We start from the raw sequence: 13,924 nt of genomic DNA, 5'->3' as shown, positions 1-13,924 counted from the left end.
AATTGGCTGTTGAAAAAATGAAAATGATGAATCTTGTTGCTTTAAAACAGGATGCACACAGTATTCTTAGAGAAATTGTTATGAATGGCTCTATTCATATTACAAATGCTGGAAATTCAGAAAATTTCACAATGAAGTATATGGATTCTCAAATAGGAATTTTTAATGATATGGGTGTTGAAGTTGATAAAATAAGACCATATCATAGAGAAAAAGTTTTTAAAAAGAGAAAGTATAAAGAACTTTTAGATCAGATGTTTGATTTCTTTAATATTAAAGAAGATGATGTTACGTTAAATGATTTACAAAATTTAAATTATAGCGAAAAACTTAAAATATTAGAAGATATATCTGCAAAATCTTCTTCAATTAAAACTAGAGAAGATGAGAATAGGAAAAAGAGAGCTGAAATTAAAATTTTATTAAATGCTGTTGAATATTTTTCTGATAGTGATATGAAATTATCTGAATTTTACAATTTAAAACATATTAATTTTGATATGGGAGAAATTTCAAAGAATTCTTGGATAAAATTAAAGGCAAATTATGAAAATATTAAGGGAATAGTTGTGCATTTAGGAACTAGTAGTTATGGTGAAACTGTTATAATATTTACGCCTTCCATTTATGAAAAAGATACAAAATATTTTATTCGTTCTTTGTCATTTGATAGAATTGAACTTCCTAATTTAGACATTTCTTTTAAGGATTTTATAAAAGATAAAAATGCTGAATTGGAGAGTTTAGAAAGAGAACAAGATGAAATTTTAAAGGAAAAAGCTGAATTTAAGGATAAATATTTTCAAGATATTTTAGGTTTCTATTACAGATATAAAATTATTGAAAAGATTGAAGAACTTGAAGGACATATTGCAGAAAGTAAAAATTTTATTTTATTAAGTGCTTTTGTTCCGGAATCTAAAGTTGAAAGTATTAAGAATGCAATTAAAAAAGTTTCAGAAAGTGCCTTGATATATTTTGAGGATGATGATGAAATCCCTTCAAATTTCAAGATACCAACGAAGTTAAAAAATAATTTTATTTTAAGACCTTTTGAAGCATTGGTAAAGATGTATTCAATTCCGGATTATAAGGAAACAGATCCAACACCGTTTTTTGCTATAACATATTTACTTTTATTCGGAATGATGTTTGGTGATGTAGGGCAGGGACTAATCTTTGTAATTGCAGGAATGTTATTATTTAAAAAACTTGGTGTAATTGCCAAAATTATCCAGAGAATTGGATTTTCATCAATGTTTTTCGGATTTGTATATGGTAGTGTTTTTGGAATTGAAGAGTTAATTCCTGCATTGGTTATAAGACCTATGGAAGATATCAATACAATACTTGTTGCAACTATCGGACTTGGTATTTTAATGATTTTAATTTCATATTTTATCAACTTTAGAAATTTAAAGATGAGAAAAGAATTTGGAAAATTATTTTTTGACAAAAATGGTTTATCGGGATTTTTATTCTATATCTCATTTATAGTAATTGTTCTAAATACAGTTTTGTTTAAAAAATATGTAAGTGTAAATGTATCTTCAATGATTACAATAATAAGTGTTGTAATTTTGGTTGTAACTTCAACATTGATGTTTATGAAACCGAAACTTATTCCGATAATTAGTAAGACAGCAGAAAAGGAAGAATTTTCTCCTGTTGAAAGCGGATTTGAAATGTTTGAAACCGTTATGGGATTCTTTTCAAATACTCTTTCTTTTATAAGAGTTGGAGCTTTTGCAATTAACCACGTTGGACTTTTTATGGCATTTCACGCTTTAGGACAAATGCTGGGTTCAAGTATCGGAAATATATTTATGATTGTTTTAGGAAATATATTTATTGTTTGTCTTGAAGGACTTATAGTTTTCATTCAAGCAATAAGATTGGAATATTATGAATTATTTAGTAAATATTTTAATGGTGAAGGAATAAATTATGAACCGTTAAAAGTAGATTTAAAAGAAAAAAATTAGGAGGAAAATTATGAAAATTACTTTATTATTAATAACTTTAGGAATAGGAACAACTATTTTAACAGGTATATCTTATTTAAGAAAAGGAAAGAAAACTACAAAATCAGGATTAAAAAAGGCAATAGCGATTAATGTTTTTTCAATTTTAGCTTTATTTTTAATGGGACTTATTCCGGATGTTGCATTTGCAGCAGAAACTACACAAAAAACAGCAAGTTCTGCTAGTGGAATGGGATATTTAGCAGCAGCTTTATCAACCGGTCTTGCAGCAATTGGTACAGGAATTGGCGTTGGTCAAGCGGGTTCAGCAGCAATCGGTGCCGTTTCAGAAGATTCTTCAATTTTAGGAAAAACACTTATTATTCTTGGACTTGCAGAAGGTATTGCTATTTACGGTCTTATAATTTCAATTATGATTTTACAAAGAGTTTAGGAGAATTCTATGATAAGTTATCTTATATCTGATAATACAGATACACTTGTAGGAATGAGATTAGCCGGTATAACAGGAGTTGTTTTAAAGACTAGGGAAGAGGCTTTGGAAGAATTTAATGATTGTCTAAATAATAAGGAAATTGGAATTTTAATTTTAACTGAAAATATTTTTAATCTTATTAGTGAAGAAGTTATGGCAGTTAAGTTAAAAAATATTTTTCCACTTATAGTTGAGATACCGGATAGAACAGGTTTGAAAAGAGATCCAAATTTCATTACAAACTATATAAATGAATCAATAGGAATTAATATTTAAGGAGAAATCTTATGATAACAATTGAAGATAAGATAGAGTCATTTAAAAGAATACTAAATGAAGAAATTGATGAAAAGTATGACGAAGAATTGAAAAAAATTGCTTCTGAAACTGAAAGATTAATTACAGAATATAAAGCTAAAAAATATGAAGAAATAGAAAAATTAAAGAGAGACTATAGAACAAAACTTGAAAATAAATCAGATAAAATTCGTTCAAAAACTTTAAAAGAAGGTCAAGATATTATTTTAAATACGAATAAAGAAATATATGATGAATTTTTTAAAGCTCTTAAAGAAGAATTGAATAATTCTTATATGACTGAAAAAGGTGAAGAATATTTAAAAAATACATTAAAAAATGTAAAATCAGAAATAAATTCTAATGATGTTGTTTATGTTTATGAAAAAAGTTTTGGAAGAGATAAGGAAATAATAAAAAATGTCTTAGGAGATATTAAGGTTGAAAAAAGTCTTGATATAAAAGTTGGTGGTTTTGAAATAGAAAATGCGGAAAGAACTTATAGATTAAATTATTCACTTGATTTTCTATTGACTACAAAATACAAAAAGATTTTAGCTAAGTTGAAAAAAGAATTAGGAATAAACAATTAATTAATAATTGTAATGAGGAGAAAGGTAATGTGTAATATACCTAAAATAATTGATATAAATGGTCCTGTTGTTAAAGCAGACAGTATGGGAATTTACAAAGTTAGAGATATGGTTTTGGTTGGAGATAAAAAGTTAATTGGAGAAATCATATCTATTGACGAAGATGTAGCGACTATACAAGTTTACGAAGAAACACAAGGACTAAAAGTTGGAGAAACTATAGAAAGTACAAATGTTCCACTATCAGTAACATTAGGTCCCGGAATTATAGGAAATATATTTGATGGGATTCAAAGACCGCTTGAACAAATTTATTCAATGACAGGAGAATTTATTGCAGAGGGAATAGGACTTGTTTCCATTGATAAAGAAAAACAATGGAATGTTGAAATTCTTGTTAAAGTTGGGGATAAATTATCTGCAGGAGAAATTTTTGCAACAACTCAAGAAACAAGTTTTATAGAACATAAAATTTTAGTTCCACCAACTGTTAGTGGTGAAGTAATTGAAGCTTTACCATCAGGAAAATATAATTTAGAAACTGATTTAGTAACAATAAAAGATGAAGATGGAAAAATTCATAAATTAAAAATGTATCACAAATGGCCTGTAAGAATTCCACGTCCAATAGATGTGAGAATGCCAATTTCAAGACCTTTAGTAACAGGGCAAAGAGTACTTGATGTTTTCTTTCCAATAGCAAAGGGAGGAACTTCAGCACTTCCGGGTGGATTCGGTACAGGAAAAACTATGACTCAACATCAACTTGCAAAATGGTCTGATGCTGATATTATAGTTTATATCGGCTGTGGAGAACGTGGTAATGAAATGACAGATGTTCTTGAAGAATTTCCAAAGTTAATTGACCCAAGAACTTCAAAACCGCTTATGGAAAGAACAATTTTAATAGCAAATACTTCAAATATGCCGGTTGCCGCTCGTGAAGCTTCAATCTATACCGGAATAACTATTGCAGAGTATTATAGAGATATGGGTTACCATGTTGCAATAATGGCTGACTCAACTTCAAGATGGGCAGAAGCATTAAGAGAGATTTCAGGAAGACTTGAAGAAATGCCTGCAGAAGAAGGATATCCTGCATATCTTCCTTCAAGAATTGCACAATTTTATGAAAGAGCAGGTTATGTTGAAACTCTTTCAAAAAAAGAGGGTTCAATTACAGTGATTGGGGCTGTTTCTCCACCTGGTGGAGATTTTTCAGAACCGGTAACAGAAAATACTAAAAGATTTGTTTCGGCCTTTATAGGTTTGGATAAGAATTTAGCATATATAAGACACTATCCTGCTGTAAACTATCTTACAAGTTATAGTGGTTATACTTCATTGATTAAAGAATATTATGACGAAAATGTATCTCCTGAACTTTTAAAATTAAGAGCAAAGATGATGGAACTTCTTTCAGAAGATAATAAATTGAATCAAATTGTTCAATTGGTTGGAGAAGATGTTTTACCAAATGACCAAAGAATTGTTATAGAAATAGCTAAAGTTTTAAAAAAGGGATTTTTACAACAAAATGCAATGCATGAAACAGATAGCTATGTTCCTTTGAAAAAACAATTTGAAATGTTAAAAGTAATAGATAATTTATATATGAATTGTACTTTAGCTGTAAAACAACAAGTTGCCCTTACTCGTATAAAAAATGATGATTTATTTGAAGAAGTTATTAAGATGAAATATAATATTCCAAATGAAAACTATGATGAAGCATTTGAAAAGTTAAATGCAAAAATCAATAGCTATTATACTGCTTTGATAGACGAAAATCAGGGAGAGTAGGTGATAATTATGCAAAGACAATATTTAAAACTAGAAAAAATAGATGGACCTTTGATTGTACTTAAAGGTGTAGATAATGTCAGCTATGATGAAATGATGGATATAGTAATAGATGGAAGTGAAAGAAGAAGAGCCAAGGTTGTTAGAATTCAAGGAGATAAGGTAATTGCTCAAGTTTTTGAAGGAACAACTGGAATTTCAACACAAAATTCCGCTGTTACTTTTACAGGAACTCCACTTGAAATTTGTCTTAGTAAAGATATTTTAGGAAGAACTTTTAATGGTGTAGGAGAACCGATTGACAATGGAGATTATATTATTTCAGAGAAAAAATATAATGTTAATGGAAGACCTATGAATCCTGTTGCAAGAGAATATCCAAGAGATTATTTGGAAACTGGAATTTCAGCTATTGATACTCTTACTACTTTAATTAGAGGACAAAAACTTCCGATATTTTCATCAAATGGTTTGACACATAATGCATTAGCAGCTCAAATAGTTAGACAATCCAAACTAAAAAATTCTGATGACAAATTTGCGATAGTATTTGCAGGAATGGGAATTAAATATGATGATTATGAGTTCTTTAAAAGTGCATTTGAAGAATCGGGAGCATCATCAAGAGTTGTTTCATATATAAATCTTGCTGATGCACCAATTGTTGAAAGAATTTCAACACCTAGAACTGCATTAACTGCAGCAGAATATCTTGCCTTTGAAGAAGGAATGCATATCTTAGTAGTTATGACTGATATTACAAGTTATGCAGAGGCTTTAAGAGAAATTTCTTCTGCAAGAGAAGAAGTTCCTAGTAGAAAAGGATACCCTGGATATTTGTATTCAGATCTTTCTACTTTATATGAAAGAGCAGGAATGGTAAAGGGAAAGAAAGGTTCAATTACTTTAATTCCTATATTAACGATGCCTAATGATGATATAACACATCCAATTCCTGACCTTACAGGTTTTATTACTGAAGGACAAATAGTTTTATCAAGAGAATTATTCCAAAAGAATATTTATCCACCTGTAAATATTTTGCCTTCATTGTCAAGACTTATGAAAGATGGCATTGGAGATGGATATACAAGAGAAGATCATGATCAGGTACAATCTCAGTTATTTGCTCTTTATTCAAAAGTTATCGAAGTTCGTTCGCTATCACAAATAATTGGAGAAGATGATTTAACACAAATAGATAAAATTTATATGGAATTTGGTAGGGAGTTTGAACAAAACTTTTTAAACCAAAACTTTGATGAATCCAGAACTATTGAAGAATCACTTGATATTGCTTGGGATTTATTCAAACTATTCCCTAAAATTGAACTAGACAGATTGGAAAGTAAATATATAGAAAAATATGGAAGGTGGTAATATGATTCAAAATATTGCTCCTACAAAATCAAATCTATTAAAAATCAAACAGGATTTAAAATTATCTAAAGTAGGTTACAATCTAATAGATAAAAAAAGAACTGTTCTTATAAAAGAGATGATGCAACAAATTGAAAAGGCGAAAGAAATTCAAGAAGATGTAAAAGTACTATTTGAGAGAGCTTACTCTATTTTACAAGAGGCAAATATAACTATGGGAGTTATGAATGTGCAAGACATCTCTTTATCAATAGATAAGTCGGAAAATTTTGAAATTTCATATAAATCTATAATGGGACTAGATGTTCCAAGTGTAAAATACGAGCATGGAACTTTAAGACCACATTATGGAATGTATATGACAAGTCCTGCCATTGATGAAGCTATAAAAATGTTTCAAAAAATAAAAAGACTAGTATATAGACTTGCAGAAACTGAAAATACGGTTTATAAATTATCTATAGAAATAAAAAAGAATCAAAAAAGAGCAAATGCTTTGGATAAAATTCAAATTCCTAACCTTGAAGAAACTGAAAAATATATTTCAGAAGTTCTTGAGGAAAAAGAAAGGGAAGATTTTTATAGATTAAAAAAGATTAAGAAAAAGAAAAATGTGTAGTATTAAAGGAGCAAAAGCTCCTTTTTTCTTGCTTATATATGTTTAATGTGTTAAAATATTTTTATAGATTAAAATAAAAGGTGAAATTATGAAAAGATTAATAAATATATTTTTTAATGATAACATAAAGTCATTAGAGGCATTTATAAAGACGAAGGAATTATTTGAAAAAAGAGGTTTTGAAGTTTCAGAAACTTTTAATGAAAACGCCGAATTAACAGTCTGTATAGGAGGAGATGGAGCCTTTATAAGAGGAGTACATAATTCCGACTTTCCAAAAGTACCTTTTGTTGGAATAAATACGGGAACTCTCGGTTTTTTTCAAGAAATTAGTTTTAATAAAATAGAAAAATTTATAGATGATTATATAGAAGAAAAATATACTGTTGATAAAATTAGATTATTGGAATGTGATTTAAAAACAAATGATATTGTGTTTTCTAATAAATGTTTAAATGATTTTGTTATTAAATCTAATAGTTCAGAGATTATACATTTGGATGTTTATATTGACGGAAATCATCTTGAAACTTTTGCGGGAGATGGTTTAATAATTTCTACACCATCAGGAAGTACTGCATATAATATGTCTGCAGGAGGAAGTATAATGTATCCGTCTTTAAGGGGATTTCAATTAACTCCATTGGCCCCTGTATTTTCTAAAGTATACAGAACAATTACAAATTCATTGGTAATTCCTGATACTTCTACTCTGAAAATAGTTCCTTTAGAAAATCAACATAAAAAAATTAGTTTTGTAGCAGATGGAATTGAAAAGGGATATACAGATGTAGCTTATTTTGAATTTAGAAAGTCTAGGTTTAAGTTATATAAATTAGTATTTAACGAAAACTGGTATTGGATAAATATGAAAGACAAGTTTTTATAAGAAAATCTTATAATACAACAAATATCTATAGAAAATTAATATAAGTAAAATATTGAAATAATCTACAAATATGATATAATAATATCAGATATAGAGCATAAATAAAAAATTGTATTATATTAAAATAAAACAATGAGTTTATTTAGTTGCTTTTTCATATAATGTTCCGATATAAAACAAAAAGATGAGCAGTGATGCTTGTCTTTTTTGTTATTTAAAAATGTAAGAAGAAAAAAATAGTAAAGGGGTAAAATTATGGAAATGAGAAGAAAAGATAGAGAACTCAGTGTGGAAGAGGGAAAAGAATTACTAAAAAACGGAGAGTATGGAGTGCTTTCAACGTCTGATAATTGTAATCAACCTTATGGAATACCAGTGAGCTATGCATATTATAATGATGTAATATATATTCATTGTACAAATCAAGGTGGACATAAATTAAAAAATATAGAAGAAAATTCTAAAATTTCTTTTACGGTGGTAGATAAAGTTGAGAGATTACCAAACCAGTTTTCGACAAAATATATGTCTGTAATTGTATTTGGAAAAATTTCAATAATTGATGACGTAGAAAAAAACATAGGAATACAATCAATATTATATAAATATTCTCCAGACTTCATAGAATCAGGAATGAAATATATAGAAAAAAATATTGAAAAAATCTATATACTAAAAATAAACATAGATGAGATTTCTACTAAAGGTAGAAAAAAATAAAAATATAATAAAAAAAGAAATAATAATTAAAAAATATGTCAAAAGGGTATTGACGAGAAAGAATAAGACTGATATAATATTAAGGCACTTGAAGAACAACTGATTAATATATCATTAAAAAACAAATTAACACTATTAAAATATTATAATTTTTAAAATATTTTTTAAAAAAGGTATTGACAAATAGAAATAATGATGATATACTAATAAAGTCGCAGATAGTGACATGAACCAAGAAAAGTAAACAGTGATAAAAACTTTGAGAGTACAAAGAAAAACAATAATTTGGTGTAACAAAAGTCAGCGAGAGCAGACGAACTTTTAATAGAGAGTTTGATCCTGGCTCAGGACGAACGCTGGCGGCGTGCTTAACACATGCAAGTCGAACGTGATTTTTGTGGAAATTCTTTCGGGAATGGAAGTAAAATGAAAGTGGCGAACGGGTGAGTAACACGTGAGCAACCTACCTTACACAGGGGGATAGCCGTTGGAAACGACGATTAATACCGCATGAGACCACAGTATCGCATGATATAGGGGTCAAAGATTTATCGGTGTAAGATGGGCTCGCGTCTGATTAGCTAGTTGGAAGGGTAAAGGCCTACCAAGGCAACGATCAGTAGCCGGTCTGAGAGGATGAACGGCCACATTGGAACTGAGACACGGTCCAAACTCCTACGGGAGGCAGCAGTGGGGAATATTGCACAATGGGGGGAACCCTGATGCAGCGACGCCGCGTGAGCGAAGAAGGTTTTCGAATCGTAAAGCTCTGTCCTATGAGAAGATAATGACGGTATCATAGGAGGAAGCCCCGGCTAAATACGTGCCAGCAGCCGCGGTAATACGTATGGGGCGAGCGTTGTCCGGAATTATTGGGCGTAAAGGGTACGTAGGCGGCCTTTTAAGTCAGGTGTGAAAGCGTGAGGCTTAACCTCATTAAGCACTTGAAACTGGAAGGCTTGAGTGAAGGAGAGGAAAGTGGAATTCCTAGTGTAGCGGTGAAATGCGTAGATATTAGGAGGAATACCGGTGGCGAAGGCGACTTTCTGGACTTTTACTGACGCTCAGGTACGAAAGCGTGGGGAGCAAACAGGATTAGATACCCTGGTAGTCCACGCCGTAAACGATGAATGCTAGGTGTTGGGAGTCAAATCTCGGTGCCGAAGTTAACACATTAAGCATTCCGCCTGGGGAGTACGGTGGCAACACTGAAACTCAAAGGAATTGACGGGGACCCGCACAAGCAGCGGAGCATGTGGTTTAATTCGAAGCAACGCGAAGAACCTTACCAAGGCTTGACATATAGTTGAGTTATTGAGAAATTGATAAGTCCCTCGGGACAGCTATACAGGTGGTGCATGGTTGTCGTCAGCTCGTGTCGTGAGATGTTGGGTTAAGTCCCGCAACGAGCGCAACCCTTATCTTCAGTTACCAGCATGTAATGATGGGGACTCTGGAGAGACTGCCGATGATAAATCGGAGGAAGGTGGGGATGACGTCAAATCATCATGCCCTTTATGTCTTGGGCTACACACGTGCTACAATGGTTGGTACAACGAGAAGCAAGATAGTGATGTCAAGCAAAACTCTAAAAGCCAATCTCAGTTCGGATTGTAGGCTGCAACTCGCCTACATGAAGTCGGAGTTGCTAGTAATCGCAAATCAGAATGTTGCGGTGAATGCGTTCCCGGGTCTTGTACACACCGCCCGTCACACCATGGGAGTTGGCAATACCCGAAGCCGCCGATCTAACCGCAAGGAGGAAGGCGTCGAAGGTAGGGTTAATGACTGGGGTGAAGTCGTAACAAGGTAGCCGTATCGGAAGGTGCGGCTGGATCACCTCCTTTCTAAGGAGTACTAAGAACGACAGTTCAAAATAAATTCTTAGTTTTATCACTGTTTTTGGTTCGATTTTTTAATTTTAAACCAAAAGCTGTAAGGCTAACTAAAAGAAGTAAATAGCTAGGATAGTATAAAACATTTGATAATTAGTAGTAAATACTTAATAATTATTGAGTGGGGGTGCACCCAATTCTTAGAAATTTAAACAAAAATAAATTTTTGTAAATTTCAAAGCCGGGTACGCAAAACCCCCAAAAATTTATACTGTCGTAAAAAAACATTTTGGGGGTGTAGCTCAGTTGGGAGAGCACCTGCCTTGCAAGCAGGGGGTCAGGAGTTCGAATCTCCTCATCTCCACCAAGAAACCTGACAATTAAAGAGAAATATATTTCTGGTCAAGCGACCAAGGGCATAAGGTGAATGCCTTGGCACTGAGAGCCGAAGAAGGACGTGACAAGCTGCGAAAAGTCTCGGGGAGGAGCAAATATCCATTGATCCGGGAATGTCCGAATGGGGAAACCCACTTGAGCAAACCTCAAGTATCTTGTTGTGAATACATAGCAACAAGAGGGAATAGTTGGTGAACTGAAACATCTAAGTAGCCAGACGAAAAGAAAGAAAAAATTCGATTTTCAAAGTAGCGGCGAGCGAAATGGAAAGAGCCCAAATTAAGTTAAGGAAGAGGAAAGATAGTTGAATGGTCTGGGAAGATCAACCGAAGAAAGTGAAAGTCTTGTAAACGAAATCTGACTGAATCTGACTTTAAAAGAGTAGCATGGGACACGAGAAATCCTGTGTGAATATAGGGGGACCACCCCCTAAGGCTAAATACTACTCAGTGACCGATAGAGAATAGTACCGTGAGGGAAAGGTGAAAAGAACCCCGGGAGGGGAGTGAAATAGAACCTGAAACCTTATGCCTACAAGCAGATAGAGTCTTAAGAGAGATGATATCGTACTTTTTGTAGAACGGGCCAGCGAGTTATGGTGTGCGGCGAGGTTAAGTAATGAAGTTACGGAGCCGTAGGGAAACCGAGTCTGAATAGGGCGAAAAGTCGTATGCCATAGACCCGAAACCAGGTGATCTATCCATGAGCAGGTTGAAGTGAAAGTAAAATTTCATGGAGGACCGAACCGGGTAGCGTTTAAAAGCTATCGGATGACTTGTGGATAGGGGTGAAAAGCCAATCGAACTTGGAGATAGCTGGTTCTCCTCGAAATAGCTTTAGGGCTAGCCTCAATTTAGTTTACAGGGGGTAGAGCACTGAATACCGTAGGGGTGTTAGACATTACCGAAAGTTATCAAACTGCGAATACCTGATAAATGATGATTGGGAGTCAGACTATGTGGGATAAGCTTCATAGTCGAAAGGGAAAGAGCCCAGACCACCAGCTAAGGTCCCTAAATATAGATTAAGTGGGAAAGGATGTTTTACTACTTAGACAACCAGGATGTTGGCTTAGAAGCAGCCATACATTTAAAGAGTGCGTAATAGCTCACTGGTCAAGTGGTAGAGCGCCGAAAATGAACGGGGCTAAAATCTAATACCGAAGCTGTGGACTAATTAAATTAGTGGTAGAGGAGCATTGTGTAAGGGACGAAGCTAAGTTGTAAGACGAAGTGGACTTTACAGAAGAGAGAATGCTGGCATGAGTAGCGAAAAGGAGGGTGAGAATCCCTCCCGTCGAAAGCCTAAGGATTCCTGAGGAAGGCTCGTCCTCTCAGGGTAAGTCGGGACCTAAGCCCAGGCTGAAAAGCGTAAGCGATGGACAACAGGTTGAGATTCCTGTACTATCTTTGAATGTTTGAGAGAAGTACTGACGCAGGAGGATATGTTGAGCGTGTGAATGGTAGAGCACGTCTAAGCAAGTAGGTAGAGAGTAGAGGCAAATCCCTATTCTTAATATCGAGATGCGATGGGGAGCGAAAAATAAGTAGTGAAGCAACAGATTCCAAACTGCCAAGAAAAGGTACTATTGAGTGAGAAGATACCCGTACCAAAACCGACACAGGTAGGCAAGGAGAGAATCCTAAGACGCGCGGAAGAACCTTTGTTAAGGAACTCGGCAAAATGACCCCGTAACTTCGGGAGAAGGGGTACCATTAGATGTGAGATGCAAACGCAAGGAGTATAGAGTGGTCGCAGAGAATAGGCCCAAGCAACTGTTTACCAAAAACACAAGTCTCTGCTAAATCGAAAGATGAAGTATAGGGGCTGACACCTGCCCGGTGCTGGAAGGTTAAGGGGAAATGTAAGAGCAATCGAAGCATAGAACTTAAGCCCCAGTAAACGGCGGCCGTAACTATAACGGTCCTAAGGTAGCGAAATTCCTTGTCGGGTAAGTTCCGACCCGCACGAAAGGTGTAATGATTTGGGCACTGTCTCAACAAAGGATCCGGTGAAATTGTAGTAGTCGTGAAGATGCGACTTACCCACGATAGGACGGAAAGACCCCGTGGAGCTTTACTGTAGGCTGGCATTGGAATTTGGTATTAAATGTACAGGATAGGTGGGAGACTGTGAAGCGAGAGCGCCAGTTTTCGTGGAGTCACTGTTGGGATACCACTCTTTTGATACTAAATTTCTAACTTGATACTCTGAAGCGAGTATAAGGACACTGTCAGTTGGGCAGTTTGACTGGGGCGGTCGCCTCCTAAAGAGTAACGGAGGCGTTCAAAGGTTCCCTCAGAATGGATGGAAATCATTCTAAGAGTGCAAAGGCAAAAGGGAGCTTAACTGCGACACCAACAAGTGGAGCAGATAGGAAACTAGGACTTAGTGATCCGGTGGTACCGAGTGGAAGGGCCATCGCTCAACGGATAAAAGCTACCCCGGGGATAACAGGCTTATCTCCCCCAAGAGTTCACATCGACGGGGAGGTTTGGCACCTCGATGTCGGCTCGTCTCATCCTGGGGCTGGAGTAGGTCCCAAGGGTTGGGCTGTTCGCCCATTAAAGAGGCACGCGAGCTGGGTTCAGAACGTCGTGAGACAGTTCGGTCCCTATCCATCGTGGGCGAAGGAAATTTGAGAGGAGCTGTCCTTAGTACGAGAGGACCGGGATGGACAGACCGCTGGTGTATCAGTTATCATGCCAATGGTAATGCTGAATAGCTAAGTCTGGAAGGGATAAGTGCTGAAGGCATCTAAGCACGAAGCCCCCCTCAAGATGAGATTTCCTGTTGCAGAAATGCAAGAGAGATTCGATACAGAAAATGTCGTAGATAGGTCAGAGGTGTAAAGGTGGCAACATCAAAGCTAACTGATACTAATAAATCGAAAGCTTGACCAGAAATATATACTCTTTAGTTGTAGGGGTTT

The 13,924-nt window shown here is 34.5% G+C and carries 9 protein-coding genes, 1 tRNA gene and 2 rRNA genes; all 12 read left to right on the top strand.

Translation table 11 applies throughout. The features are described 5' to 3' along the window. Positions 1-2: 2 nt before the first annotated feature. The 12 genes from HMPREF9127_RS05895 (at position 3) to HMPREF9127_RS05840 (ending at position 13,895) form a co-directional block, all read left to right on the top strand. On the top strand, positions 3-1,985 hold the full coding sequence (locus tag HMPREF9127_RS05895) for a V-type ATP synthase subunit I (RefSeq protein ID WP_009449059.1): 1,983 nt from the start codon (positions 3-5) through the stop codon (positions 1,983-1,985). Positions 1,986-1,995: 10 nt separating this feature from the next. Then, positions 1,996-2,418, top strand: coding sequence for an ATP synthase subunit C (locus HMPREF9127_RS05890; protein ID WP_009448805.1), 423 nt, complete (start codon positions 1,996-1,998; stop codon positions 2,416-2,418). Between the two features lie 9 nt (positions 2,419-2,427). Then, positions 2,428-2,736 carry a V-type ATP synthase subunit F gene (locus HMPREF9127_RS05885; RefSeq protein ID WP_009448490.1) on the top strand — a complete coding sequence of 103 codons (309 nt, stop codon included), beginning with the start codon at positions 2,428-2,430 and terminating at the stop codon, positions 2,734-2,736. A gap of 11 nt (positions 2,737-2,747) precedes the next feature. Then, a complete protein-coding gene (locus HMPREF9127_RS05880) occupies positions 2,748-3,350 on the top strand; it encodes a V-type ATP synthase subunit E (RefSeq protein ID WP_009448957.1) in 603 nt (200 codons plus the stop codon). 27 nt (positions 3,351-3,377) lie between these two features. Next, positions 3,378-5,153: a V-type ATP synthase subunit A gene (locus tag HMPREF9127_RS05875; RefSeq protein ID WP_009449021.1), complete on the top strand. Its 1,776-nt coding sequence runs from the start codon at positions 3,378-3,380 to the stop codon at positions 5,151-5,153. A gap of 9 nt (positions 5,154-5,162) precedes the next feature. After that, complete coding sequence (locus HMPREF9127_RS05870) at positions 5,163-6,533, top strand: V-type ATP synthase subunit B (protein ID WP_009448719.1); 1,371 nt, start codon at positions 5,163-5,165, stop codon at positions 6,531-6,533. A gap of 1 nt (position 6,534) precedes the next feature. Then, positions 6,535-7,152 (top strand): V-type ATP synthase subunit D, encoded by a 618-nt coding sequence (locus tag HMPREF9127_RS05865; RefSeq protein ID WP_009449117.1) that lies wholly within the window; start codon positions 6,535-6,537, stop codon positions 7,150-7,152. An 88-nt stretch (positions 7,153-7,240) separates the two neighbouring features. Continuing rightward, complete coding sequence (locus tag HMPREF9127_RS05860) at positions 7,241-8,041, top strand: NAD(+)/NADH kinase (RefSeq protein ID WP_009449064.1); 801 nt, start codon at positions 7,241-7,243, stop codon at positions 8,039-8,041. Positions 8,042-8,296: 255 nt separating this feature from the next. Then, positions 8,297-8,761, top strand: a complete 465-nt coding sequence (locus HMPREF9127_RS05855) for a pyridoxamine 5'-phosphate oxidase family protein (RefSeq protein WP_009449068.1) — start codon at positions 8,297-8,299, stop codon at positions 8,759-8,761. A gap of 321 nt (positions 8,762-9,082) precedes the next feature. Next, positions 9,083-10,608 (top strand): 16S ribosomal RNA (locus HMPREF9127_RS05850). Between the two features lie 279 nt (positions 10,609-10,887). Beyond that, positions 10,888-10,963, top strand: a tRNA-Ala gene (locus HMPREF9127_RS05845). A gap of 33 nt (positions 10,964-10,996) precedes the next feature. After that, positions 10,997-13,895, top strand: a 23S ribosomal RNA gene (locus HMPREF9127_RS05840). Together the 16S and 23S rRNA genes with 1 tRNA gene alongside form the textbook arrangement of a ribosomal RNA operon. Positions 13,896-13,924: the final 29 nt, after the last annotated feature.

Origin of the sequence: Parvimonas sp. oral taxon 393 str. F0440 (genome assembly GCA_000223315.2) — a bacterium.
GTDB lineage: Bacteria > Bacillota > Clostridia > Tissierellales > Peptoniphilaceae > Parvimonas.
This window is presented reverse-complemented; position numbering and strand designations above follow the sequence as displayed.